This is a genomic window from Brevibacillus sp. HB1.2 (assembly GCF_013332495.1).
Lineage (GTDB): Bacteria > Bacillota > Bacilli > Brevibacillales > Brevibacillaceae > Brevibacillus > Brevibacillus porteri.
In genome coordinates, this window is record NZ_JABMIU010000001.1 from 689,706 (window position 1) to 715,143 (window position 25,438).

At 47.0% G+C, this 25,438-nt stretch carries 26 protein-coding genes and 1 other annotated feature; of the genes, 8 read left to right on the forward strand and 18 right to left on the reverse strand.

Going from position 1 to position 25,438, the window contains the following annotated elements; genetic code table 11:
* Window positions 1–8 precede the first annotated feature (8 nt).
* The 10 genes from fni to prsW all read right to left on the reverse strand — a co-directional run bounded on the left by fni (window position 9) and on the right by prsW (window position 7,912).
* Window positions 9–1,061 (reverse strand): type 2 isopentenyl-diphosphate Delta-isomerase, encoded by a 1,053-nt coding sequence (fni, locus tag HPY28_RS03090; RefSeq protein WP_174230060.1) that lies wholly within the window; start codon window positions 1,059–1,061, stop codon window positions 9–11.
* A 76-nt stretch (window positions 1,062–1,137) separates the two neighbouring features.
* Complete coding sequence (gene rpsA / locus HPY28_RS03095; protein ID WP_173621598.1) at window positions 1,138–2,310, reverse strand: 30S ribosomal protein S1; 1,173 nt, start codon at window positions 2,308–2,310, stop codon at window positions 1,138–1,140.
* Window positions 2,311–2,495: 185 nt separating this feature from the next.
* Window positions 2,496–3,089, reverse strand: a complete 594-nt coding sequence (locus HPY28_RS03100) for a lysophospholipid acyltransferase family protein (RefSeq protein WP_017248093.1) — start codon at window positions 3,087–3,089, stop codon at window positions 2,496–2,498.
* Window positions 3,086–3,757, reverse strand: a complete 672-nt coding sequence (gene cmk / locus HPY28_RS03105) for a (d)CMP kinase (protein WP_173621597.1) — start codon at window positions 3,755–3,757, stop codon at window positions 3,086–3,088. Before cmk ends, HPY28_RS03100 begins: the two co-directional genes overlap by 4 nt.
* A gap of 208 nt (window positions 3,758–3,965) precedes the next feature.
* A complete protein-coding gene (locus HPY28_RS03110) occupies window positions 3,966–4,148 on the reverse strand; it encodes a hypothetical protein (protein ID WP_174224752.1) in 183 nt (60 codons plus the stop codon).
* 25 nt (window positions 4,149–4,173) lie between these two features.
* A complete protein-coding gene (locus HPY28_RS03115) occupies window positions 4,174–4,857 on the reverse strand; it encodes a flagellar brake protein (protein ID WP_174224753.1) in 684 nt (227 codons plus the stop codon).
* A 115-nt stretch (window positions 4,858–4,972) separates the two neighbouring features.
* Window positions 4,973–6,340 (reverse strand): germination protein YpeB, encoded by a 1,368-nt coding sequence (ypeB, locus tag HPY28_RS03120; RefSeq protein ID WP_017248090.1) that lies wholly within the window; start codon window positions 6,338–6,340, stop codon window positions 4,973–4,975.
* A gap of 32 nt (window positions 6,341–6,372) precedes the next feature.
* On the reverse strand, window positions 6,373–7,032 hold the full coding sequence (locus HPY28_RS03125) for a cell wall hydrolase (RefSeq protein WP_017248089.1): 660 nt from the start codon (window positions 7,030–7,032) through the stop codon (window positions 6,373–6,375).
* 26 nt (window positions 7,033–7,058) lie between these two features.
* On the reverse strand, window positions 7,059–7,217 hold the full coding sequence (locus HPY28_RS03130) for a hypothetical protein (protein WP_007716480.1): 159 nt from the start codon (window positions 7,215–7,217) through the stop codon (window positions 7,059–7,061).
* Between the two features lie 20 nt (window positions 7,218–7,237).
* Complete coding sequence (gene prsW / locus HPY28_RS03135; protein WP_017248088.1) at window positions 7,238–7,912, reverse strand: glutamic-type intramembrane protease PrsW; 675 nt, start codon at window positions 7,910–7,912, stop codon at window positions 7,238–7,240.
* 82 nt (window positions 7,913–7,994) lie between these two features.
* On the opposite strand from prsW, the gene HPY28_RS03140 reads away from it, so the two are divergent.
* Window positions 7,995–8,966, forward strand: a complete 972-nt coding sequence (locus tag HPY28_RS03140) for an asparaginase (protein ID WP_174224754.1) — start codon at window positions 7,995–7,997, stop codon at window positions 8,964–8,966.
* A gap of 637 nt (window positions 8,967–9,603) precedes the next feature.
* On the opposite strand, the gene HPY28_RS03145 is transcribed toward HPY28_RS03140, so the two are convergent.
* Window positions 9,604–10,893 carry a Glu/Leu/Phe/Val family dehydrogenase gene (locus tag HPY28_RS03145; protein ID WP_017248085.1) on the reverse strand — a complete coding sequence of 430 codons (1,290 nt, stop codon included), beginning with the start codon at window positions 10,891–10,893 and terminating at the stop codon, window positions 9,604–9,606.
* 311 nt (window positions 10,894–11,204) lie between these two features.
* Between HPY28_RS03145 and HPY28_RS03150 the strand changes: the two genes are divergently transcribed.
* Window positions 11,205–11,948: a PIG-L deacetylase family protein gene (locus HPY28_RS03150; protein ID WP_174230061.1), complete on the forward strand. Its 744-nt coding sequence runs from the start codon at window positions 11,205–11,207 to the stop codon at window positions 11,946–11,948.
* Between the two features lie 73 nt (window positions 11,949–12,021).
* Here the strand turns inward: HPY28_RS03150 and HPY28_RS03155 are convergent, their stop codons facing one another.
* The 6 genes from HPY28_RS03155 to HPY28_RS03180 form a co-directional block, all read right to left on the reverse strand.
* Window positions 12,022–12,621 (reverse strand): genetic competence negative regulator, encoded by a 600-nt coding sequence (locus HPY28_RS03155; protein WP_017248082.1) that lies wholly within the window; start codon window positions 12,619–12,621, stop codon window positions 12,022–12,024.
* Between the two features lie 364 nt (window positions 12,622–12,985).
* Window positions 12,986–13,912 carry an NAD(P)/FAD-dependent oxidoreductase gene (locus HPY28_RS03160; RefSeq protein WP_174230062.1) on the reverse strand — a complete coding sequence of 309 codons (927 nt, stop codon included), beginning with the start codon at window positions 13,910–13,912 and terminating at the stop codon, window positions 12,986–12,988.
* 50 nt (window positions 13,913–13,962) lie between these two features.
* Window positions 13,963–14,640 (reverse strand): LysM peptidoglycan-binding domain-containing protein, encoded by a 678-nt coding sequence (locus HPY28_RS30670; protein WP_174230063.1) that lies wholly within the window; start codon window positions 14,638–14,640, stop codon window positions 13,963–13,965.
* Window positions 14,637–15,215: a CPBP family intramembrane glutamic endopeptidase gene (locus HPY28_RS03170; RefSeq protein WP_174230064.1), complete on the reverse strand. Its 579-nt coding sequence runs from the start codon at window positions 15,213–15,215 to the stop codon at window positions 14,637–14,639. Before HPY28_RS03170 ends, HPY28_RS30670 begins: the two co-directional genes overlap by 4 nt.
* Window positions 15,216–15,231: 16 nt before the next feature.
* Window positions 15,232–16,743 carry a RecQ family ATP-dependent DNA helicase gene (locus HPY28_RS03175; RefSeq protein ID WP_174230065.1) on the reverse strand — a complete coding sequence of 504 codons (1,512 nt, stop codon included), beginning with the start codon at window positions 16,741–16,743 and terminating at the stop codon, window positions 15,232–15,234.
* Complete coding sequence (locus tag HPY28_RS03180) at window positions 16,740–17,855, reverse strand: YpbB family protein (protein WP_017248078.1); 1,116 nt, start codon at window positions 17,853–17,855, stop codon at window positions 16,740–16,742. Before HPY28_RS03180 ends, HPY28_RS03175 begins: the two co-directional genes overlap by 4 nt.
* A gap of 80 nt (window positions 17,856–17,935) precedes the next feature.
* Between HPY28_RS03180 and HPY28_RS03185 the strand changes: the two genes are divergently transcribed.
* The 6 genes from HPY28_RS03185 (at window position 17,936) to HPY28_RS03210 (ending at window position 24,265) form a co-directional block, all read left to right on the forward strand.
* Window positions 17,936–18,847, forward strand: coding sequence for a hypothetical protein (locus HPY28_RS03185; RefSeq protein ID WP_017248077.1), 912 nt, complete (start codon window positions 17,936–17,938; stop codon window positions 18,845–18,847).
* Between the two features lie 103 nt (window positions 18,848–18,950).
* Complete coding sequence (locus tag HPY28_RS03190) at window positions 18,951–19,157, forward strand: ferredoxin (RefSeq protein ID WP_007724004.1); 207 nt, start codon at window positions 18,951–18,953, stop codon at window positions 19,155–19,157.
* 369 nt (window positions 19,158–19,526) lie between these two features.
* Window positions 19,527–19,775: a binding site (T-box leader), on the forward strand.
* 70 nt (window positions 19,776–19,845) lie between these two features.
* Window positions 19,846–21,000: a pyridoxal-phosphate-dependent aminotransferase family protein gene (locus HPY28_RS03195; RefSeq protein WP_174230066.1), complete on the forward strand. Its 1,155-nt coding sequence runs from the start codon at window positions 19,846–19,848 to the stop codon at window positions 20,998–21,000.
* On the forward strand, window positions 20,993–22,576 hold the full coding sequence (serA, locus tag HPY28_RS03200; protein ID WP_174230067.1) for a phosphoglycerate dehydrogenase: 1,584 nt from the start codon (window positions 20,993–20,995) through the stop codon (window positions 22,574–22,576). The genes HPY28_RS03195 and serA overlap by 8 nt, the downstream gene beginning before the upstream one ends.
* 117 nt (window positions 22,577–22,693) lie before the next feature.
* Window positions 22,694–23,977 carry an ArsB/NhaD family transporter gene (locus tag HPY28_RS03205; protein WP_017248074.1) on the forward strand — a complete coding sequence of 428 codons (1,284 nt, stop codon included), beginning with the start codon at window positions 22,694–22,696 and terminating at the stop codon, window positions 23,975–23,977.
* 12 nt (window positions 23,978–23,989) lie between these two features.
* Window positions 23,990–24,265 carry a hypothetical protein gene (locus tag HPY28_RS03210; protein WP_069844673.1) on the forward strand — a complete coding sequence of 92 codons (276 nt, stop codon included), beginning with the start codon at window positions 23,990–23,992 and terminating at the stop codon, window positions 24,263–24,265.
* A 40-nt stretch (window positions 24,266–24,305) separates the two neighbouring features.
* Here HPY28_RS03210 and HPY28_RS03215 read toward each other — a convergent pair whose 3' ends face one another.
* Entirely contained in the window at window positions 24,306–25,436 is a 1,131-nt protein-coding gene (locus tag HPY28_RS03215) for an HAD family hydrolase (RefSeq protein ID WP_174230068.1), read from the reverse strand.
* Between the last annotated feature and the right edge of the window lie 2 nt (window positions 25,437–25,438).

A 25,438-nucleotide genomic window follows, 5' to 3' on the forward strand; every position in this document is an offset into this window, starting at 1 on the left:
TCCACTAACTAACGTTGCGCCAGTCTCTCCAATTGGATGTGACGAAGCCTAGCTCTCTCCGCTGTTTTTCCCGTGATCATAACAGGAGTACAAACTGCGTCTGCCAGACCTTTCATACCTAGCGCCGTCATAGCTACACGAATTTGGTGATGCCATCTGTCGACGGTAGACAAGCATTCTTCCAGAGATTCGCGTTGAACCAGACGCAGCATTGCCCCCGCCATCCCGACAGCAGACGCGCCTAAAGAAGCGGCTTTGACTACATCGAGTCCATGACGAACACCGCCTGTTGCTATGTACGACATTCCCGGATGACCGACAGCATTCGCTTCCAGCAAGCTCTCTACCGTCGTGAATCCCCAATCTTCAAACATCGCGTGAGGATGATCACTACGCATATTTTCGACTTGAGCAAAATTTGTTCCGCCCCTTCCACCCACATCGATGGTTCTGATCCCGATTTCTATGAGTTTCTCGATTGATTCCTTCGCCATGCCAAAACCGACTTCTTTGACCATAACCGGTACATCCAGACTCTCCCTGATTGCTTGAATCCTCTCGAGATAGCCGCGAAAATCCCGATCTCCCTCTGGCATCAGTAGCTCTTGCATGACATTCAGATGGATTTGCAGTCCGTTCGCTTCTATCATCTCCACCGCTGCTGTTGCCTGCTCCACTGTCGCCTCCGCCCCAACATTTGCAAACAAGATCCCCTGTGGATGTTCCCTTCTGACAATCCGATAGCTATCCGTAACATCCGGATCACGCAGAGCCGCCATTTGTGATCCAACAGCCATAGCCAGATTGCGTTCCCTCGCAATGATCGCCAGTTTTTGATTGATTTGCGTAGTCCCACCAGCTCCACCCGTCATCGCATTAATCATAATCGGTGAGGAGAGTCGTAAGGATGCAATCTCGGTGTCCAGTGAAGTTTCAGCAAATGCTGCATTCGGCAAGCTGTTTGGAACAAAGCTAACATCATCAAAACTATTCGCACCATTTTCCCCAGTAACAAGAGCATTTCGAATATGGTCCAGTTTTCTAATCGAACGACGATCCATTCTACCCCTCCTAGACTTTCACTCCCAGAAAAAAGGGATACGCCAGAGCGTATCCCCATGAGTCCTACTTTTTATCTTACTTGAACTTGTCTTTCAGATCACCGAACAACTCGCCCAATGTCACGCCCATTGGTTGGTTGTTTTCTTGCGTGAATTGTTGCTGTTCACGCTTACTCGCACGTTCTGCCTGCTCCACACGGTCTTCTTCTACTGCACGGATGCTGAGGCTAATGCGCTGTTCTTGTGGAACAACATCCAAAACTTTCACTTGTACTTCTTGGCCCTCTTTCAAAACCTCACTCGGTGTATTCACCCGGCGATTTGCAATTTGCGAGATGTGTACCAGGCCTTCGATTCCAGGAGCCAGCTCAATAAATGCACCGAAGGACACCAAACGTTTTACAGTTCCATTCAAAATAGAGCCCGCTTTGAAATCTTCTGCAACGTTCGCCCATGGACCTGCTTGCGTTTCCTTAATGCTAAGGCCAATGCGCTCGTTTTCACGGTCAATTTTGAGGACCTTCACTTGCACCTTGTCGCCTTCCTTCACGACATCGGACGGCTTATCTACACGGTTCCAAGCAAGTTCAGATACGTGAACCAATCCATCAACACCACCGATATCCACGAATACGCCGAAATCAGTCATGCGCTGAACCGTTCCTTCCAATACTTGACCCACTTGGATTTTATCCATAATGGATTGCTTTTGCACTTTTACTTCGTCTTCCAAAACCGCTTTGTGGGACAGGATGACTTTATTCTTTTCCTTATCCATTTCTACTACTTTCAAAGCCAATGTTTTGCCTTTGTAATCAGAGAAATCTTCAACGAAATGACGCTCTACCATGGAAGCCGGAATGAAGCCGCGAACGCCTACATCAACAACCAGGCCGCCCTTCACTACTTCTTTCACGGACGCTTCGATGATCTCACCCGCTTGCATTTTTTGCTCAAGATCAGACCAAGAAGATTCCATCGCTACGGCTTTCTTGGAAACAACGAGCTCTTCTTTCTCGTCGTTTAGCTTGATGACTTTCACTTCGAAAGTATCACCAACCGCTACTACATCAGATACCTTTTCAACATGCAGTGGAGACAGTTCGCTGATAGGAATCAGACCATCGTACTTGTAACCTAGATCTACAAGCGCTTGTTTGTCCTCAACTTTTGTTACGGTTGCTTTTACGACATCTCCTACGGAAATGGTTGTTGCATCCGTCAAGCTTACGTTCGTTTCTTCCATCATTCAAAAGACCTCCTTAATACCATCCAGTCCCAAACGTCTATGTACAGGTTGTGTACAACCTCACTACACGAAGCGGGAGCATGTATATTTTTAACTGTCGCCTGATGGCTGGCAGTTAGTACTGATGAAGCCAGTAAGTTCCAGCAGATTTAGTATTTGTCCCTTTAGCAATTCTATACCGTTTGCTAAGAGAGATGCTGGTTCCGTAATTGCTTGATGTGCTCCATAATCAGATCGCTCGCTTCCTTCAACGTATCAGCGCTTGATTTGGCCTCGCGTAGTTGAGTCAGATCGATCGGTTTACCGTAAACGATCTTAATGGAACGAAACGGCCGATATGGTCCGATAATGGCTACCGGAATGACTGCGGCTTCTGATTTGAGAGCGAACATCGCCACACCCGGCATCGCTTCCCCTGGTTCCCCTGTTTTGCTGCGGGTTCCCTCAGGAAAGATTCCAAAGATTTTTCCATCTTCCAGCAATTTGAGAGTCGTGCGAATGGCCGCACGATCTCCTGCACCCCGTTTGACCGGAAATGCACCGAATTTGGTAATGAGAAAGGATATGACCGGAATTTTGAAAAGCTCTTCTTTGGCCATGAAATGAACCTGACGCTCGATACCACTCCCGAGAAGCGGTGGGTCCCACAAAGAAATGTGGTTGGCACAAAGGATCACTGGGCCTTCCTTAGGTATATGTTCACGCCCGATCACTTGCCAACGAAAGACAAGCGAAAAAATTATGCGAAAAAAACCTCTGAATAAACGATAGTAACTCAATGGGTTGACTCTCCCGTTCGCTTGCAGATTTGCAAGATGCGATCGACCACCTGATCAATGGTCATTCCTGTTGTGTCTACCAAAACGGCATCTTCCGCCTGGCGCAACGGTGCGACTTCTCTCTGCATGTCCCGTCGATCTCGCTCTTCGATTTCTTTTTCCAGCTCAGCCAAGTCTGTCTGGGTACCTTTTGCGAGTAGTTCCTTCCAGCGGCGTTCTGCACGCTCTTGGATGGAGGCCGTCAGAAATATCTTCACATCTGCATCAGGCAAAACATGAGTACCGATATCTCTACCGTCCATGACGACATTGCCTTGCGTCGCCAATCGTCGCTGGAGCACAAGCATTTGTTCACGTACGGAACCATAGCTAGCTACAATGGAGGCGTACTGGCTCACTTCTGTGGAACGTATCCAGCTTGTGGCATCGATTTCATTCCAGTATACATGTTGCTGTCCGTTTTCCCGAACCAGTTGAATCCTGTTTTTTTGCAAAAGTTCGGAAACTGCAGACTCATCGTTGATAGGGAGCTGATGATGGTGGACTGCCCAAGCGAGGGCACGATACATGGCACCCGTGTCAATGTACACGTATTCCAGTTGTCCCGCTACTTTTTGGGCGACAGTGCTTTTGCCTGCTCCCGCTGGTCCATCAATGGCAATGTTCATTACTTCTCACCTGCTATGTACGTTAGTTCGGATGGGAATAAAACAAGAAAAGCTTCTGTCGAAGCCCTTTCCCATTCTTTGTGTGATGAAAAACGATATTGCGTTTTTCGGATTTGGCTGTGACCACTATCGGTCTACAAAAAACGATCCAAGACCGTTTTCTATGTTATCTATAATAGTACCATAGTATGGAAGCATGCGCAAACCTTTAGGGCTCTCTGGACACGCCTTCCAAGCGCTCTGTTTCGATTAATACTAGTCTTGCGGGTACGTACTGAATGAGGACTTCGCCTACGGTCAGTACAATCGCACATACGACAATTCCAATCATGATGCCTTTTTCTACCCGTTTGGAAAAGCTGCGAAAACGATCGTTGTACTGACTGGTCAATAGGGTCACTTCCTCTGATGAAGCGTCAATCCACAACGCCTTTTTTGCGAAGCTCTAGCTGTCTCTCGTAACACGCTCTAACCACTTTTGCCCGATCTTGCTCACTGATTTGGGTGAACTTACCCGAAATCCATTGGTGCAAACCTTTTTCTTCCGCCGGTTTTTGTCTGACGATTTCCATCTCAACAAAAGCATGTTGAACCTGTCCATTTTTGCTTGGAAGGGAAATCCAGACCTGCAAGTTGTCTTTTTCCTTCAAATGATAGCTTTCCTCACAGCTAAAAGACAGCCCACCACCGCTGATATCCAGCGTTCGTGCCAGAAAATGATAGCGTCGAATCGGATCATCCAGTTTGACTGCGATGTCTACTGTGGTGTCAATTCTCAAGTAGTTTCGTCGCTGTGTGCGCACAATCTCCTCTTTCGCTGGGAGTTGCAAAAGCAGTACAGGAATGTGGTTGTTTTGCCTGCCGACAATCGCAGAGCGGAATTCATAGCGTGAGCCATCCTCGCCAACATACCAAACCAAGCATTCTGTCCCTGGTTGAAATATCCCAGTCCGTCCAGTGTTTTCGCTGGTTGGCAACTCGATGAAAGCTACATCATCCTTCAAATCAGCCACTCGGCTTTTGAACGTTTGCAGCTCCATTTCTTCTGAGGAACTCGTGAAGTTTAGTCTGATTGTTTGTCCTATTCGTGGAAGCATCATAAAGTAAATGTTCCTCCCCTTCCCTATCACCCTTTCCATTATATACCCTTTTGTTTCGAATCAGCAAATAGGGAAAGCCGCTAAAAAACTAGCTTTCCCCCTGATTTTTCAAACGCTATTGTCCCTCGTTCTGTGCTGATCCCGTTTCCATTTTCACAACTTCTTCTTCTTCTCCATTCATGGCGTTGATATAGACCATGTACGAATTTCCTTCAAAGCTACCTGTCATTTCCCATGTCAATACTTCTTTTCCATCGTTTTTCCCTTCGATGAGAGCAAGGCGTTGATCCGTCACTTTTACACTCGGATTGACCTTTTTCCTTGCTTCTTCTTTCGTGAGACGAGGCTCGGAGATAATTCTCTTTTTGTGATTAAACAGATACTCCGTCGAGTTAAAGGCAGTAACCTCTCCATTGTCCAACGCGATCTCGACGACCACCCCGTCAGGATAAATTCTGACGCCATCCTGAACAGGCACAAACGTAAAGAGTGCATTGCGGTCGTAGCTGTCAATCTCGGAGACCTGCATATTGTCAAATCCGTGGTTACGCAAGAACACGCGACCTTTTTCTTCCGCCTGTGTCATGTCCAGCTTTTCCTCACCAACCCCACGCTCGTTCATCATCCAAACCACTTTACCGCCGCGTTTAGTGACATCGAGGTTAATGCCTGTCTTGTGTCCTTTTGGCGTGACACGTACACTATACGCCGAGTATTCCTGCCCCTTGCCGTTCTCATTCACTTCTACTTTCGCATCCCCTGGCTTCAATCCGAGAAACGCCAGTGCATTCTTCTCTGCTTCCTCTTTGGTGGCTGCTTTGCCATCAATCCCTTTGATTCGCTGCTGCTTTTTCTTATCGAGACTCTGTATCCCGACACCCCAGTCTAAATCAGGGTATTCCTGCACTTTTTTCTCAATGGTTTGGAAGCCATCGATGATGGAATTGTCCTCTTTGCTTTTATTGGAGGCCAATGCCGTCTCGACATCCATCCACCTCAATTGTTTGTCCATCGCGAGGGTTTGTACCTTGCGTAGCTCATCCTGGATATCCTTAGCTTGGGTGTGCAGGCTCTTCAATGTCTTGTATTCACTCTGGCTCAATGGCTGCTTGTCCAGATCACGCACAGCGACGCGATAAGAAAAATCTGCGACCCTCGACAGCATTTCTTCGGTTTTGCTAAACGCCATCAAGGTCAGTGGGAGTTGTCCGACATCCGCTTGTGCCGCATAGGAAAGCCGCCAAACACTCGTCAAAATGGGGGTCATTTGTCTGCGCGAGTTGACTACCAGCGATTTGCCAAGCTCATCGTGCAGCTTGTCCACATGATAAGTGAGATCGTGAAAAGCTCGTTGATATGAGTTTTCCGCTTTGATCAGGACCGAGTTCTTCTCATTGTGCTCCTGATATCCCCACACGCCAGCGCCTATTAAGGCAACCAGGGCAATGGGAAATAACACACGTGCTGTTGCTCCATATACCATCCCTTGCCACTCCTCCTTTGATTACGTATCCATCATCTGCAAAAGATGTGTTTCCCGATCTTTTTGACCTGCGGCCTGGTCCAAATCCAACCGGATGTTGCTGTATCCGGATTAAAATAGTACGTGCAGCCTCCCGTCGGGTCCCAGCCATTTAGCGCATTCTTCACTGCTTTCGTCGCACTTTCATTCGGTGTCAGCCATATTTGACCATCAGCAACTGCTGTAAAAGCACGTGGTTCGAATATTACAGCCGAGGGCGTATCAGGAAACGAAGGACTCTTGACGCGGTTCAAAATAACGGCTGCGACAGCTACTTGCCCTTCAAACGGCTCTCCTCTTGCCTCCCCGTAAACAGCATTCGCCATGATTTTCAAATCATTGTCAGAGACCCGTGAAGGATGAAAGCTGGCTTGGGTTTTGGCAGTATTTTTCTTTGCAGCAGGTGCAGCCATCTGCTGTTCTTGTACGGCAGCTACATTCTTTTCTTTCCAGACAACCTTGTATCCACTCAAGCCAGCTGCTACCAACATCACTAACACACCTGCGATCCAGATTGTACGCACGGCTGAATCCTCCTTGGCATGTATTGAAATCTTTGCATAGTGTTGGTGGAGGAAGAATGGATTATGCATGTAAATCTGGATATAGAAAAAGACCGATGCTATTTGCATCGGCCCACATAGATTTGTCACGCTTTTTCAGTTGGGAAAGGAAAAGATCAGGACTCGTCAATCCGAAAATGCTTATCGTTGTCACACAGGCATTGCTTGAACCCTGTTTCTATTTGCCCTCCAGGTTCTCGATGACCACGCAGTGTAAACTTTTCTCCACATACATTGCATTGAATTGTCACTTTTGCTCGTTCGGTTTTTAGCACGTACGTCTCCTCCTTACCGTCTATTGTGGACGTGAAGAGAGGTTTTTAGAACCGAAATCGTGTGCTCTTTGTACCTTTTTTAAGCCCTGCCACCACAAGACGAGCATGAATGGTACAATCACGACCAACCAGTTTTGCACTGCCAAAAAAATCACGTTGTACAGGGCATGCAAGCCGATTGGCAAGGTAATCGACATCCATAAAAAAAGCCGCTCATGTTTGGCGTCCTTGGAAAACTTGGCCCGTCCGAGATAATAGCCCATCCACACTGCAAACAACGCATGGCTGGATACCGGCAGAAAGGCACGCCAGATGGCGATATTCGTTCCGTTGATAATGAGGTAGAACAAATTCTCCAGCGTAGCAAAACCAAGTGACACCGCAACCGCATAAACAATTCCATCGTATGGCTCATCAAATTCCAAATGTTTATAAACCGTAAAATAGATGACCATCCATTTAAAAAATTCTTCCACGACAGCGGATTGGAAAACTTCCGCGACAATGCCATCCCGCCAGTTCCATTCATTCTGCATGATGTACTGGAGCACCATAATCGGTACAACCAGCAGCATCCCAAAGATAAACGACCGGATCACCATCGAAATCGGCTCCGGTTCGAGACTGTCACGCAGGTAAAAGTAACTTAAGATGGCGATACCGGGGGCAACTGCCGCGCCGATCAAAGCAATCATCTTTTATTACTCCTTTACACAAGACTATTGTTCATCGTACCATGAATACTGGTTGATGAAAACCCGCTACAGGAGAGAGATCATGTCAAAAAAAATTTTGGTAGTGAACACAGGCGGTACGATTGCCATGTCTGTCGATGACTCAGAAGGCGTAAAGCCATTGGATGATCAAGCAGTCAACAAAATCCTTCCTTTTTTAGAAAAACACGCGGATGTCACCATGAAAAATGTACTCAACCTACCTAGCCCTCATATGACTCCTGCGATCATGAATCAGCTGCGACTCGATATTGAGGAAGCCTTTCACAATGATCACTACGATGGCATTGTCATTACCCATGGGACTGATACGTTGGAAGAGACCGCATACTTTCTCGACTTGACTTTATCGGTTAACGTCCCAATTGTCGTTACCGGAGCCATGCGCAGCAGCAATGAGCTCGGAGCGGACGGCCCTGTTAATCTCATTTCTTCCGTTCGTGCAGCCGCAGATTCCTACAGTTTGAACAAAGGCGTTATCGTTGTGTTTAATGATGAAATTCACGCAGCACGTCACGTAACTAAAACACATACGAGCAATGTCGCTACCTTTCAGTCGCCACAATACGGACCGATTGGAACCATTGCGAAAAAGAGTGTGCAATACCACCATGCTCCATTGGATCGAGAGCATTACGCCATTACCCATGCTGATGCGAATGTACCGCTGATCAAAGCAGTTGCAGGCATGGAGCCCGCTTGGCTGCAGTTTTTATTGGAGCAACACATTGATGGACTGGTCGTAGAGGCGTTTGGATTAGGAAATCTTCCTCCCGCTATCATCCCTACCCTGCAGCAACTACTCGACAAAGGCATACCCATCGTGCTCGTCTCCCGGTGCTACAATGGCCAGGTACAGGATATCTATGACTATGAAGGTGGAGGCCGCAAACTAAAAGAGATGGGCATCATCTTCTCCAATGGCTTGAATGGGCAAAAGGCTCGTCTCAAGTTAATTGTAACGCTGCAAAAAACACGGGATTTCAACGAGCTGCAGCAGTTGTTCGACCAGTAATTAAATGACTACAACCTCCTGGCTCTTCAGGAGGTTTTTTTTGTTTAATGAACTGTACGTTGCTGTTGTGGTGGGGCGGAAACAGGAGAAAATACTCAGCTTCTAGGGCCACCCCCTGTGGGATTGACTGCCCGCCTCCATGCAAAAAGCGAAACCGCGGCCAAAGTTGTCCTCTCAGGATGTGTCTCAGAGGTGGCCGCTTAAGGGCGTGTTTCGCTTTTTCCATTCCGTCTCGGTCGGTGTCCCTAAGATCTTCGCTTATTTCTCCTGTTTCCTCTACAAGCTTTCCGTGTTTAACCGAGTTTTAAGTGCCTTAAAAGAATGAAGATTGTCACCGGTTACGCCAGAGAAGAATATTTCCAGACGTAGCGACTTGTGGAGTCCTACCAAGCGGAGAAGGGATTTGCGGGCAAAAGAAACGCAACGTGCCCATACTACGAAGCGGCTACCACTTTTGCCGTTTCCCGCAAATCCCTTCGGAGCGGGCAGTCTCACCCCCCTAGCAGGACGGAGCCTGGAGCCTAGACTGGAAATATTCTTCTCTCCACTACAGCCACATCACAAGCGCCAATAAAAAAAGGCCCCGCCAAAACGGCGAAGCCATGTTTTCTCAATATATGGAGGGTTGTTTGGAAAATTATACCCAACCGCGGAAGCGAGAAGCTTCTGCCATTTTGCGGGCACCAACCATGTAAGCAGACAGACGCATATCAATACGACGAGTTTGCGACATGTTGTATACATTTTCAAACGAACGAACCATTACTTTTTCCAACTTCTCTTCTACTTCTTCTTCAGACCAGTAGTAGCCTTGGTTGTTTTGTACCCACTCGAAGTAGGAAACAGTCACACCACCGGCACTTGCCAGTACGTCTGGAACCAGAAGAATTCCACGCTCAGTCAAAATCTTGGTCGCTTCCAAAGTAGTTGGGCCATTTGCCGCTTCTACTACGATTGACGCCTTGATGTTGTGAGCATTTGCAGCTGTGATTTGGTTTTCGATCGCTGCCGGAACCAAAATATCGCATTCCAGTTCCAAAAGCTCTTTGTTGGAAATCGTGTTGTTGAACAGTTTTGTAACTGTACCAAAGGAATCACGACGATCCAGCAAGTAATCAATATCCAAACCGTTCGGATCATGCAGGGCACCGTAAGCATCAGAGATACCTACAACTTTAGCACCTGCGTCATGCATGAATTTTGCCAAGTAGCTACCAGCGTTACCAAAGCCTTGTACAACTACGCGAGCACCTTTTACGTCGATGTTGCGACGTTTCGCTGCTTCACGGATGCAAATCGTTACACCTTTTGCAGTAGCTGTTTCGCGGCCATGGGATCCACCCAGCGCAATTGGTTTACCCGTAATGAAACCAGGCGAGTCAAATTCACGGATACGGCTATATTCGTCCATCATCCACGCCATGATCTGTGAGTTCGTAAAGACGTCCGGAGCTGGAATATCTTTAGTAGGGCCCACAAGCTGGCTGATTGCGCGAACGTAACCGCGGCTCAGTCTTTCCAGTTCGCGGAAGGACATTTCACGCGGGTCGCAAATGATACCGCCTTTACCACCGCCATATGGCAGGTCGACGATACCTGCTTTGAGGCTCATCCAGATAGAAAGTGCTTTAACTTCATCCTCAGTAACTTCCGGGTGGAAACGAATGCCCCCCTTTGTCGGACCTACTGCATCGTTGTGCTGTGCACGATAGCCCGTAAATACCTTTACTTCGCCATTATCCATGCGAACCGGAATACGTACAGTCAAAACGCGTAGCGGTTCCTTCAAGAGTTCAAACATCGATTCTTGGTAACCTAGTTTCTCCAGTGCTTCCTTGATCACCGTTTGAGTTGAATGGAGCAAGTTCAATGATTCTTGCTTTTCTTTCCCTTCGGTGCTTTCGGTTACCACGTCTTGATTACCCATTACTTACCACCTCAAAAATGTTTTCGGTCAATGCCGCCTTTAGTATACACGCTTGTATCATTTATGAGAAGCTTAAAAATGTTTTTTTTCCATTTCGAAAACGTTTTCGTGCCTTGTTTTGCATAATCATTCAATTATTTACCATCCATTTTGAAATCGCTTTTACAGACTGCATTTTTCACAAACAGCTTCAAATGCACGTCCAGTCATGCTTGTATTGTCCCCAAACTTGTTTCTTTCATTACAGGAATAGTGAATTTATGCCATAATGGAAAAAGTAATGGTGGAAGTTTATTCATGGAGGTGTTTTTATGAAAAAAAAGTCTATTTTGTTTGTTTTTGCCCATCCCGATGACGAAACGTTTGCTTGTGGGATTTCCATTTCCAAATATAGTGAAACGAAAATGGCCAGCACTCATCTCTTGTGTGCAACAAAAGGGCAAGCAGGAAAAGCTGGTGAACCACCGTTATGCTCACCCGAAGAGCTCCCCCGCTTTCGCGAGCAAGAGCTTCGCGACGCTTGTGCCATACTCGGGTTCGATCAGGTAGACGTCTGGGAATATCAGGATAAGTTCCTAAACTCAGTGCCTGTAGATGAGCTCGTTACTCGTATCCATCAGGCCATTCACCAGATCCAACCGGAAATCGTCGTCACGTTTGCACCGCATGGCATCTCCGGACATCCTGACCATTTGGCGATTAGTCATGCTACCACCCAGGCTGTCCTCTCTTTAGGCCCAGATACGAGTGTGCGAAAGCTTTATTACGCAACTCGCTCGTCCGAAGAAGGATTTGGTACAATAAAGCCTCCCTTTACGGATCCAATCGAGAGCATTACGACGATCATTCACGCCCCCGAATACATGCAAAAAGTCGCAGATGCCTTGCGGGCGCACAGAACACAGCACCTATCAGTAGAACGCGTTTTCCCAGGGGTAACAAAAGGCGAGCACCATTCTGTTCCGCCAAACAATCATTACATCTTGGCTTGGCACAGCCTTCCGAACTATACCATTCAAGGTAAAGAGGCTGATTTTTTTGACGGCCTAGCATAATCTGTACAGACAGCAACAGCACCTAGTTGGTTGACTAGGTGCTGTTTTATATTCCCAGACATTTCGTTTCCGATTACGTGAAATGCCTGCATATTTCTTTTACAGCATCGTCGGCAACGATCACTTTCCCGTATTCTTCCAACACATAAATCGTTATCGGCGTCGCTTCTCCGTACTCAGAGAGGATCGCAATTAACTTGTGATAACGCTCCTGATCCAAGTCGACTTCCTCCAGCACCAGATGATATTTCCCCTGGTAGAAGTAGGCAGCTCCGCCATTGGTCAAAAGGGCGTTAATGCGATGGGCAGCTTCAACCATATGCTCAAAGTCCCGGAAGGCATACATGATCAGATCGCTTTCTTCCAACGTGACCTCTAGCTCGTATACATCCTCGTCTTCGAATTCTTCTTCTTTTCCGTCCTTTGAGCCCGTCTTGCCACGCGTTACGATTACGACCATTCCCTGAGCTGGCAAGGCGAACACTTCAACTGCAACAGGCCCTGATACCTCAAACCCTAATTCGTGATAAGCCTGTTCCATCATGTCGTTGAACAGTTCATGAACTTTAGGAATGTCACGCCACATGTCTTCTTTTTCTATCCCGCGCTCTGTGAGGTCGTCAAAAGTTAAAAAGATTCGTATTTTATCTTGACCAAGGCGTTCAACACGCATGACTGTCCCTCCTCGCCATCCAGTCGTACTACAAAATATGATGGTAAGCCTGTAAGAGTTCTCCACATTCTCCGGCGAATACCTGTTGGCATTCATCCATTTTTTGATGGACTGGAAAATAAGGGGTAGTCCTATCATATCACATTTAGTTACTGGAACAAAAGCTACCATGACACCTACGCAGCATTCGCCTATCGATGTCGAATCCACTCACGAAAAAAGAAACTTTGTTGTTGCCTGTCATTTCCTGCGCTTTCCCAGGAAAAGTTCCCCCTCATGGTTCTTCTTCTGTATTTATATTTGGCTCTGCTAGTTCGGGTTCCTTCTCATTCATAAAGGTTTGTACATGAAAAAACGCCCAGAATCAGGCGTTTTTCGACTTCTCATATTCACGTAGCCGCTTTTGAATCCAAATGGCCGCCTGTGTTCCATCCCCCATGGCAATCGACACTTGCTGAGAATGCTGATTGATATCGCCGACAGCCCATAGGTTGGGATGATCGGTTTCTTTTGTTCGCGGATTCGTATGAATGTGGCCTTTTTCATGAATTTGCACGGAAAAACCACGCAAAAGCTCTGTTAAAGCATGAGCACCAGGAAAGGCAAGAAACGCTCTTTCTGCAGACAAGCGTTCACCTGAAGAGAGCTCGATTTCTTGCAATTGCCCCGACGTATGATGAAGGGCACATACTTTTTCCTCCCGATACATAATCCCTCGCTGACTTAGTCCAGAGACAGCCTGCGTATCCACCTGCACTTTTGCATGGTTAATCACGGTTAACTTGTTTGTATAATAAATAAGTTCATCGGCCATCGAAACAGCGTGTGGGCCCGCTCCAATGATTGCCGTGTCTTTCTCAACGGTTTCATAGCCGTCACAGTCGGGACACAAGAAAATTGATATCCCTACACAATCGGAGAAGCCAGGGATCGTTGGAAACGGATCGCGAATGCCGGATGCCAATACCAGCGTTCGCGAAGTAAGCGTATGTATGCCACTTTTCGTACCTATCGTAAATAAGCCGCTTGAATCAGTAGCAAGCTTTGTTACCTCATCTGTTATCAAGATTGCGCCGTATTTTTGCGCTTGCTCCCTGCCCGCTTGACGCAAAAAATCGCCACTAACCCCCTCCGAAAATCCGAGAATGTTTCGGTAGGCTTTGGCGACTGTTGATCGACCACCCGGCATGTCAATCACTGCAACGCGTCGAAGGCATCTTGCTAGTTGGATTGCGGTTTGAAGCCCCGCAATCCCGCCGCCGACAATGACGGTATCATACTCCACTTGCATCCACCTGCTTATCCTTTTCCCGATAGCATTGCCAGTGGAGCACGATCTCATTACTGAAGGAGGGGAACCCAGACAATTTTTCCTTCAACGAGCCCTGCTTCTGAATGAAGTCTGTTATATTTTGCGATTCGTCCTACGTTCGAATTATTTCCATAGTACTTTCGTGACAGCATAAACAACGTTTCACCCTTCTTCACCACATGCTTGACGACCTTCGATTTTGTTGTAGGCGGTGTTGAAGCTTGTTTTCCCGGTATAGCTACTTTGCTAGTAGAAGTACTCGCGATCTGGTTTGCCTTGTTTACAGGTGTACCAGTCGAAGTTTGAGCTGGGACTGGGCTTACAGCAGGTGTCTGTACGCTTGTGGTCGCCTTCACTGCAGGCTCAATTGATTTTGATTTGATCGTTTTCACCTTGGCAGGTGGGGTGGTCACGCTTGCACTGGGATCAGGCGTAGCATCTAGAACGACAGATACAGGCTCCTTTTCCCCTGCCTTGCTTCCTTGCGAAGTGGTACTCGCTTTACTAACATCTTTCACTTCAACACTACCAGAAGCTGCTGACTCGTGTGGGACATTGGCCCTATACAACTCAAGACCAATCAACCCGAAAAAGACGAGTCCAAACAAGTATAATCCCGGTTGAATCCACTTTTTAAACGAGAACGACGCTTTAGGGCGAGTATGTCGGGAGCGTCGGGGTGGTAATGGATTATGCTCGAGATTCACTCTTCCTCCCCCTTTTTCTTGATCGTATTTTGTAAATAAAATGCTAACATGACGTCAATAAGGATATGAGCCACAATCGAGGGCCAAAGGGACTGAAAGTGGGAAAACAAGAGTCCCAAGATCCAGCTTGTACCAAATACACTTATGATCATGAGCGGCTTTTTCAAATAACGTACGTGGATCAGTGTAAAAATAAGACTGCTCCAAAAATTCCCGGTAAGAGATTGAATGACTCCCCGGAATAGCCATTCCTCTCCCACTCCTACTACCATACAGACGAGAATCGTAGTGGATGGTAACATGGCCCCAAAAACTTTCTCATTAATACTGCCATCATCTTGCCATCGCTTAGGCAAGTAACGATCCATCGCCATACTCGCGCTGATAATACCTCCGGCTACAAACACGGCCCACAGTACGGCGTTCCAGCCTGGCAAAGTAAACAAGGACAGAGTAGCATCCAAGCCCAACACCAATAAGCTACCGGAAGCAGCCACTCCCATCAAGATTCCTTGTGTCAACCATAGATTCAGCCGAAGCGTGGCTTCATCCACCTCTAGCCGATCTTCCCTCACTCGATGTTTCTCTCCTTTATTTGTTCGGCAAAAGAGTGTCTAACGCCTGCCGCAAATTCCATTTGATTTGTTCATTCTTTGCGATTGTATGGTCATTCTTTTGGAAATACGCATCCGTAGTTAGGCCACATTTCTTACAGCAATACAGATCAAATTGATGATCATTCTCTTTGAAATACGTATTGATGCTCGCACGCAAACAGTTTTCTCCTCTTACGTAAGACACCATTTCTGCCAGCTTTTTTTGCTTAAAGCTTCTTCTTTTTTCCGTTTCCTGCCAAATGATTTGAGCCTTCGGATACGATTCACCCGCAGCGGCAGCTTCGTAGGAGGCCAGCACTCTTTCCGTATAAAAGGCAAGAAGTGCACCCATTTCTTCGGATATGTCCACCATCGCCAATGCCTCGTTCGTCAAGGGTACTCCAGTATTGCACAACTGCTCGTATTTTTGAACTTGCCCTTGTGTCGGGTACTCCTTCTCCAGCATGTGTTGATGAATCTGCCAATCGTCCCACGAAAATAAAAGCAGCGCATACCCAGGCTTGCCGTCACGGCCGATCCGCCCGATTTCTTGTGCGTATGCCTCCAAACTGGCTGGCATTTGGTAATGGATGACGTAGCGAATATCTGGTTTGTCGATCCCCATACCAAACGCATTAGTTGCAATAATAACATCCAACTCGCCCGCGAGAAATTGGGATTGGATCAGCATTCTCTCCATGCTGTTCATCCCCCCGTGGTAACCGTGAACGCGTTTTTTCCCATCGAGTTGATAAGAGGCTGCCAATACATCTACCGCTTGTCGTGTGCTGCAGTAAACGATCCCAGGGCCCTGCAAACGATCCATCTGATCAATTACATACGAACGCCTGTCAATTTCCTCCGCAACTTCAACCAGATCATAGGCGATATTCGCCCGATTAAGGGATTGCAACACGACGTCTTCTTTTTCAATAGAAAACAAGCTGCAAATTTCTTCACGAACAGTCGCCGTAGCGGTAGCCGTCACAGCCAGAACAGGAGGTGCTCCCAATTGTTTCACGACTTGTGGCAATCGCAAGTAATCTGTGCGAAAGTCATGTCCCCATTGCGAGATGCAATGCGCTTCATCAATGGCGATCAAAGACACCCTCGTCCGCTTTAACACTTGTTGGACATAGGGCTGTTGAAGCTTTTCTGGAGAAATATACAACAGCTTGAACGCGCCTTCTGCGAGCCCTTTTAAAATTTCGCGGGACTCTGTCGGATCTTGCATGCTGTTCAAATAGGTAGCTGGAATTTTTTTTCGTGCTCGAAGCTGTTGCACCTGATCAACCATCAAGGAGATTAACGGGGAAACCACGACGGTCAGACCCGGCAAAAGCATTGCTGGAAGCTGATACGTCACTGATTTCCCGCCACCTGTTGCTAATAACCCGAGAACGCTTCGTCCAGACAATACACGTTCAATAATGGACTCCTGACCGGGACGGAATGAGTCGTATCCAAAATGCAGCTTTAATCTATCGTGCATGAGCTGTTGGTTCATTTTGCCCCCCTTGTCGCTCGTGCTAGTGCCAATCGGATTTGCAAATACGTCACTGTTGCTTCCAATTGATCCTTGATGAGCCGGAGTCTGCTTGTATCGAGTCGCTCACTCGTCTCCACGATCTCTTTTGCCAACTCATTCGGTAAATACGTTGTCATATCCCATTCCGGACAGCGTAAGGCAATCTCTACCAAATGATCTTCTATCGTACTTTCTTTCATTTGTCGTTTCTTCGCTATTTCTTTTTTGTCACTGCCAGTCTGAAGAAGGGCATACGTTCGAGCAGCACTTTCGGTTAGACGTGGATCAAGCTTGTGCGATTCTGTAACAAGTTTTGATAAAAGAGGATAATGATTGCTCTCTGCAAGCAGCGTCTGAATCGACGCGGCAAGTCCGTATCGAAACTGCAGCATGAGATAGCTACGACTCGTTTGGCGAATCTCTGCTACCTGTCCCAAGGTCTTGCCGACTTGTCCTACTCCTGACAGTTGACAAAATAAAAGCTCCTGAACACCTTCATCCAAGGGCTCCCACAATCGATATAGCTCGTCAGACAATTGCTGCTTCCAAGCAGTTCGCATTGCCCCATCAGCCAATTGGTTTTTTACCCAACGCTGCGCCGTCTTGTCCGAAACGACCGGAATGAAACCGAGATCACCATGATGCATTTGCGAGATCGTCTGCACCATTAGATGAAGCCTACTCCAAAATGGTTCGATTCGCTCCGCCAAATCGGACTGGGTAAAAGGTGCGAACCATACATCAAACCGATATTTTTGGTACGTATGTTTGGCATGCTGCAATCCTGTATCAGAAAAGGTAAATGTCGGCTTCGAATTCGTTCCACCTGCATCAACCGGTAAAATCCAGCCCGCCTGAAATAAAGTTGAAACTATTTTCTCCCAATCCTCTCTTGGAAAACGAGAAAACATCCGATAATACGGATAAAGGGTATACAAATGCACATCTTGCAGTGTCTGATTGGCTTTTCTGCCACGCAGTATGTAGTAGGCTGATTGCAGCGTTCGTTCATTGGCCAGAGGTAACATGGCATTCAAGGCGACCGCACATAAAAGGTCCTGCTCCTCTGCCGCACTGTTCCGACTGTTCATTGGTACTCCTTACATCATTCTATATTTTTCAAAGCTCAAAGTAAGCGAAGTAAACTGCATCATTGGATTTGGAGGATAGTATGACAAAACGATTGAAAAGAACTGAATTTATGATGGCGTACATGATCATCATAACACTTGCATGCACAGTTGGTGGATTTTTTTTCGGGGCCCATTATATGAAGACACAATTGGAGTCGGAACAAGCCGCCGTACTCGAAGCAGAGAAAAAGGAAGCCGAAAAAGAAAAACTGCTGCGTGAGCAAAAGCTGTACAATGAACAGGACTTTATTCGATTTTACTATGCCGTTTATGCACCACTGCTTGATCTGAAGCAAGCACATTTTGATACGATGGATAAATGGAATCAAATGAACGAAAGTGAACGGACGGATGGCTTGAAGCAGCTCAGCAATTTAGCTGACCAGACAAGGAAAGAGCTGGAGAAAAGTGTTCCCTTGCCAACGTCACCCATGCTGAGACAAGCTCACGCCACTTTTACGAACAGTGTACGGGCGTATTTGGATAGTATGGAGCAGATTCGTTCCGATCAAAATAATGCTACGCCTGCTTCTATTGGAGCTAGCCTGACGCTTTTCCAAAATAATTGGCTAACCGCACAGGAAATGGTCTATCACTCCATCGCGTCTTGGGAATCGGCTTATGTGGTCAAGCAAGCCATGCCGAAACAAGTACCTGGAGCCGTTAACACCGCGCAGTGGAAGCAGTATCCGTTTCACTACCGCACCTATCTCGCAGCTGTGGCCATGTCGGCAAGCAATCAATGGAGCAGCTATAGTCCTGAGGACCTGACTGCAAGACTTGATTTGCTCATCGCGTCTAATGAAGTTCAAGCACTAGGAATCAAGGATTTAGCCGCTGCCGTAAAGATTTTGAACGCGACAGATGCAGTATCTGCGGGAGATTTTAAACGCTTGAACACACAGCTCTACTCCGTGCTGAGGGCACCTGAAATCCCTCTTTATAAGTAGTCGTACATTTTTAGACTGATTCAATCTTGAAATCTTGTCACCAAGAGCATACAATGGTCTATGATAGTGGACGTACCACTTCGGTATGGGAGGTGAAACCACGATGACTACATGGGTAGATAAAGATACTTGTATTGCTTGCGGTGCTTGTGGCGCCACGGCTCCTGACGTCTTTGATTACGACGATGAGGGCCTTGCGTTCAACAAGTTGGATGACAATGCTAACAGCGTTGAAATCCCGGATATCCTGCATGACGATGTTCGTGATGCTGCTGAAGGATGCCCGACCGACTCTATTAAAGTGGAATAGTATTCCATCTACTAATGGAAGAGACCTCTTACGTACTCCGGTATGTAAGAGGTTTTTCATTATGCCCTCCTCTCCTCCACTGAACGAATGATCGACAACTTTCCGTTCTTTCTTTTGTGATTTTTCGGTATGATAAAAGCAACAGCAAAAACCGAACATTAAAGTGCGTTTTTTCCATTTTTTGTGATGTCAATATCTTAATGTTCGTGTTTTGGTCATTTTTGTGGTGTTTCTAGCATATAATTGAGCATTATTCACGAACGATAAGCGATTTAAAATAAATAATGTTCATTTTTTCTTGTTTTTCTTCTTGACGGTGTTATTTTGACGTGATATCGTAAGTACAAATCTTACGAAACAACTTATAAAACAACGGCGTTGACGAAGAAACGCTGTGATCGAGAAATCCCCAGAGAGCCGATGGTTGCTGCGAATCGGCGATTTCTCCCACGGTTAAGCACTTCTGAGCTGCTGCGTTGAAAAGAGGGTTCACCATCCCAGTAGACGCAAACGGTAGATCCGTTATCTCTTTTAGGTCATGTACCTACCAAGGCTCTTTTTTGAGAAAAAAAGAGCGAATGAGGGTGGCACCGCGAAGCAAAGCCTCTCGTCCCTCACTGTTCTGTAATAGGAGCAGTGTGAGAACGGGAGGTTTTTTTGATATGCACATATATAGGAGGAGAAAACCATGTTTGCAGACAAAATGATCTTGAGAATCCCTGGTCCTACCCCCATTCCACCACGTGTTCAAACAGCGATGAGCCAACCGATGATTGGACACCGCAGCGGCAAATTTTCCACTCTCTTCGCCCGTACTGCTGAAAGACTAAAGCCTTACTTTGGCACCAAGCAGGACGTATACATCTTGGCAGGTAGCGGAACGAGCGCGCTGGAGATGAGCGTCGTAAACACGCTCCAACCAGGCGATGAAGCTGCTGTCCTCATCAGCGGTGCATTTGGTGAGCGCTTTGCAAAAATTTGCGAGCGTTACGGTATAGTCGCCCATCGGTTAGAAGTGCCTTGGGGAAACGCCGTAACACCTGAGCAGGTTGAAACATTCTTGCAAAAAAAGCCGCAAGTAAAAGCTGTATTTGCCACCTACTGTGAAACATCCACTGGGGTAGAAAATCCGATTGCTGATTTGGCGAAAGCAATCCGCACACATTCGGACGCCCTCTTCATTGTGGATGCGGTAAGCAACCTCGGTGCGGTTCCATGCGAGATGGACGCTTGGGGTGTCGATATCGTGGTAACCGGCTCGCAAAAAGCTTTCATGCTGCCAACAGGCCTTGCCTTCCTCGCTGCGAGTGAACGCGCATGGCAAGTGATTGAGCAAAACAAATCGCTCGCCTTCTATTTGGACCTGAAAGCATACCGCAAGAGCTTGGCAGAGCAAACAACACCGTATACGCCTGCTGTATCCCTCATCTTCGGTCTCGCCGAGGTTTTGGATATGTTGGAGGAAGAAGGCTTGCCAGCTATCGTAAAGCGCCATGAACTGATGAGAGACATGACTCGCGCAGCGATGAAAGCATTAAACATCAAACTCATGGCGGAAGATCAGTATGCATCGACGACCGTAACTTCTTGCGATCCTTCTGGTGTCTTTCATGCAGAAGCTCTCCGCAAAATGTTAACGCAGCAATTTAACATCACGATTGCTGGCGGACAGCAGCACCTGAAAGGCAAGATCTTCCGTATCGGGCACATGGGTTATTGCGAGCCATTGGATGTCCTGCAAGTCATTTCTGCCATCGAATTGTCGCTTCACCAAATCGGTGCCCCAGTAGAGCTGGGTGCTGGTGTAAAAGCTGCTCAGGAGGTGCTCATTGCACATGTATAAAGTACTCATTACCGACCCACTAAGCGAATTTGGAATTCAACAGCTCTTGGACGCTTCTGATGTAGAAGTTGTTCGTCAAACAAACCTCTCCCCTGCCGAACTAATCGATGTGATTGGCGATTACGATGCACTCCTCGTACGCAGCCAAACCCAAGTAACAGCAGAAGTACTCACTGCTGGCAAAAAGCTGAAGGCAGTCGGTCGTGCGGGTGTTGGCGTCGATAACATCGATATCAACGCTGCCACCCAAGCGGGTATTCCAGTCATCAACGCTCCAGACGGTAACACCATCTCTACTGCCGAGCATTCGTTTGCCATGCTGATGGCTGTCGCTCGTAACATCCCTCAAGCTCACAAGAAGCTGGTAGACGGTACATGGGATCGCAAAAGCTTCCAAGGGGTTGAGTTGAACAACAAAGTACTGGGAGTTATCGGAATGGGCCGTATCGGTTCAGAGGTTGCGAAGCGTGCGAAAGCATTTGGCATGACTGTTATGGGCTTCGATCCTTTCATGACCGAGGAGCGTGCACAAAAGATGGGCGTAACCAACGCAACTGTTGATGAAATTTGCCGCAAAGCTGATTTCATTACCGTCCATACTCCGCTGACAAAAGAAACCCGCCATATCATCAGCACGCGTGAATTTGCGAAAATGAAAGATGGCGTTCGCTTGATCAACTGCGCTCGCGGGGGAATCATTGACGAGAAGGCTCTCTACGAGGCGATTACCACTGGAAAAGTCGCGGGGGCAGCTCTGGACGTTTTCGAAGAAGAACCACCTGTAGACAACCCTCTCGTTGGTCTGCCACAAGTAGTAACGACTCCACATCTAGGAGCTTCGACTATTGAAGCGCAGGAAAACGTGGCCGTAGACGTATCGGAAGAAATCCTGAAGGTTCTTCGTGACGAGCCATTCAAAAACGCAGTGAATTTGCCTTCGATCCCTGCGCACGTGATGGAAAAAGTTCAACCATACTTTACGTTGGGTGAAAAGCTGGGACATTTCCTTGCCCAAGTGACGGTAGGTTCCATTTCGGAGATTTCGATTAAATATAGCGGTGAGTTGACGGATGTAGACACGTCTCCTTTGACGCGGACAGTCCTCAAAGGCGTGCTGTCTTTCCGTTTGGGCGAGGAAGTCAACTATGTGAACGCCCCGATTCTGGCAAAAGTGCGTGACATCACCGTAACGGAGCAAAAGGCAGCACAAAACAAAGGCTTTACGAACTTACTGACCGTTAGCTTAAAAACAACGCAAGAGACACGCACAGTGTCTGGAACACGACTCAATGGTTATGGTGCGCGTATTGTAAAAATTGACGACTTTGCGATTGACGTAGCGCCTGAGGGCTACCTCCTCTACATTCACCATAATGACCGTCCAGGTGTGATCGGACGTGTCGGCTCTATCTTGGGTGAAAACAGCGTGAACATTGCAACGATGCAGGTAGGACGCCGTGATATCGGTGGAGACGCGATCATGATGCTCTCTGTCGACAAACCATTGACGCCAGAGCTTCTCGATACGATGGGCGAGCTGGCGGAAGTGAAAAGCGTTACACAAATCGAGCTGTAGGTTCTCCTTTTCCTAAGAAAAAGACCTGGCCATTTGCCGGGTCTTTTTCTTTACCCTTATTTTGGTTAGAGCTATAATGGGACAAGATAATTCTACACACCTAGGAAGGAGCTTCTTATGACGAACCAGGCATTATTCGCTATTGCTATCTTTTTAGTTACCTATGCATTTATTATTAGCGAAAAGTTACATCGAACCATCGTCGCCATGTCGGGCGGAATTCTCATGGTCTTGTTCGGGATCGTTACACAGGAACAAGCAATTCACCATATCGACTTTAACACGCTCGGCCTACTTATTGGGATGATGATCTTGGTTGCCATTACGGCGCAAACCGGCGTTTTCAAGTATGTGGCCATCCGTGCTGCAAAGGTCGCAAAGGGCAAACCGATTCGCATCCTCGTCTACCTGAGCTTGATCACGGCCGTTGCCTCCGCCTTTTTGGACAACGTTACCACTGTACTTCTCATCGTACCTGTGACGTTTAGCATCGCCCGCCAGCTCGAGCTTAATCCGATACCTTTTTTAATCAGTGAAATTATCGCTTCTAATGCCGGAGGAACAGCTACATTGATCGGTGACCCACCGAATATCATGATTGGCAGTTCTGTACCTGAGCTTGATTTTATGAAGTTTCTTGTGAATTTGAGCCCAATTATCATCGTGATTATGGCTGTAACCGTTGTTTGCTTGGTCTTGATTTACCGCAAGCAGTTAGTAACGTCACCTGAGTTGAGTGCAAAAATCATGCAGTTAAATGAGCGCGATGAAATTACCGACAGCCGTTTATTGAAAAAGTCTTTGACGGTGATGGGATTGACCATTATTGGTTTCATGCTCCATGGGGCTCTTCACTTGGAGTCGGCAACCATCGCTTTAACTGGAGCTTTTCTTTTGCTCCTCCTTACCGGAGAGCATTATTTAGAAGACGCGATCAGCAAAGTCGAGTGGAATACGATTTTCTTCTTCATCGGTCTGTTTGTTCTCGTCTCTGGTTTAGTGGAAACAGGCGTGATCAAAAAGCTCGCAACGGAAGCAATGAATCTGACGGGTGGAGATCCATTGAATACCTCACTGTTGATCCTCTGGTTGAGTGCAATCGCCTCTGCCTTTGTTGACAATATCCCGTTCGTCGCCACCATGATTCCGATGATCAAGGAAATGGGAGCCCTCGGGATCACCAACCTGGAGCCTCTTTGGTGGAGCCTTGCACTCGGGGCGTGTTTAGGAGGAAACGGTACCTTGATTGGAGCGAGTGCCAACGTGATTGTAGCTGGCTTGGCCTCAAAGGAAGGCTATCATATCGGCTTTTTCAGCTTTATGAAGGTCGCCTTTCCGTTGATGATTATCTCTATCATGATTGCTCATCTCTACGTTTACCTGCGTTATTTTATTTGGTGAGGAGGAATCCATTTGTTCCATTACACCTATGAAGAAAAGGAAATCGAGATAAAGGAAGTTGTTTCTGAGCAGGGCGCTTCTTTCCAGATCATCGTCAAGACCGAATCAATGCGAGAACGTGTGAAAGAAGTTCGCCGTTATTTTGAAGGGAACAAAGACTATACGGATGTCATGTTTTTTTCTCGTGAAGACGGTTCTTTTGAAGTAATCGTTAGGACGGACATGATTGAATCCTTTTTGATTGACGCCTTTCGCTTCAAATGCTTGCAATCGATTTGTTGGGAATAAAAAAACTCCGCCGTATGTAGAAACGGCGGAGTTTTTTTATCTACAGAATGGACAGGATATCGCGAACATCATCCAGAATAAAATCTGCTTTTTCCTCTTCAAACTTGCTGCGCGCGTCTTGACCAGACAGTCCAGTCAATGTCGCTGCAAACTTGCAACCGATGGAGCGAGCCGCTAGAAAATCTGCGAGTGAATCGCCGACGATCAATACCTCTTCTCCATTTTCGATTGGCAATGAAAAATGGACAGCATCGCTAATCGGTGCATCGAGTCCGAGCAACCCTTTTACATAGGAATAAGGGTGTGGCTTGGACATCGGCGCAAAGCTAGGAAATGCTTCTTCCGCATCGAGTACGTGAGAGGCAGTTACGACGCGGTTCGGGTCGAACCATTCCAGTATGTTCATCTCACTGAGGGGAACATGCGTCTCGATGGTAGGGCGCCCTGTTCCAATTCCCAGTGTGTATCCTTTTTCTTTTAACGTGCGGAACAACTCGACCATTTCTGCAGGCGGTACAATCGGAATCTCGTCTGACAAGAAGCCCTTCTTGCCCGGCTGCATGGTTTCACGGCCAATTGATGCCGCCACACGCTCATCACCGAGATACCATTCTTGAAACGTCTTTTGAATCAACTGCCATAGATCACTATTGCGAGAGAACATATCTGTTGAAACACCGCAACGCTCTTTTGCAATTTGATTCAAGTAGAGCAGCATTTCTGCTTTTTGTGCGGAACCTTTGGCAAAATCAGCGGTGAACGCTGCGTAGTCTACTTGGAAATCAGGAGCATAAGTGGCTGCCCACTCTTTCACTTTTGTTAGTTGCGGTCGATCAATTTGTTCGCTGAGAAGGCTCGTTGCTTCTGGCACTTGCGTTTTAACCGCTTCAATTATACGAATCAACTGATAGGAAAACGCGAGGAAAACCATGTCCCAGTTGGAGTTGATTCCACGTGACTTGATGAAATTCAGCACTTCATCATGAGCGAAAACTTGCTCGCGCACTCGTCTAATTTGCGCTTCTTCTGGAGCAGGTGTGAATTCCTCCCCTGCAAGCCCCACATACTGCGGACTGTACAAAAATTCCCACACTGTCAATGCAGAAGCATCAAAGTAACGCTCTTCACTCAACATAACCCCATCAACATCAAATAAGATCGTTTTGATCATTT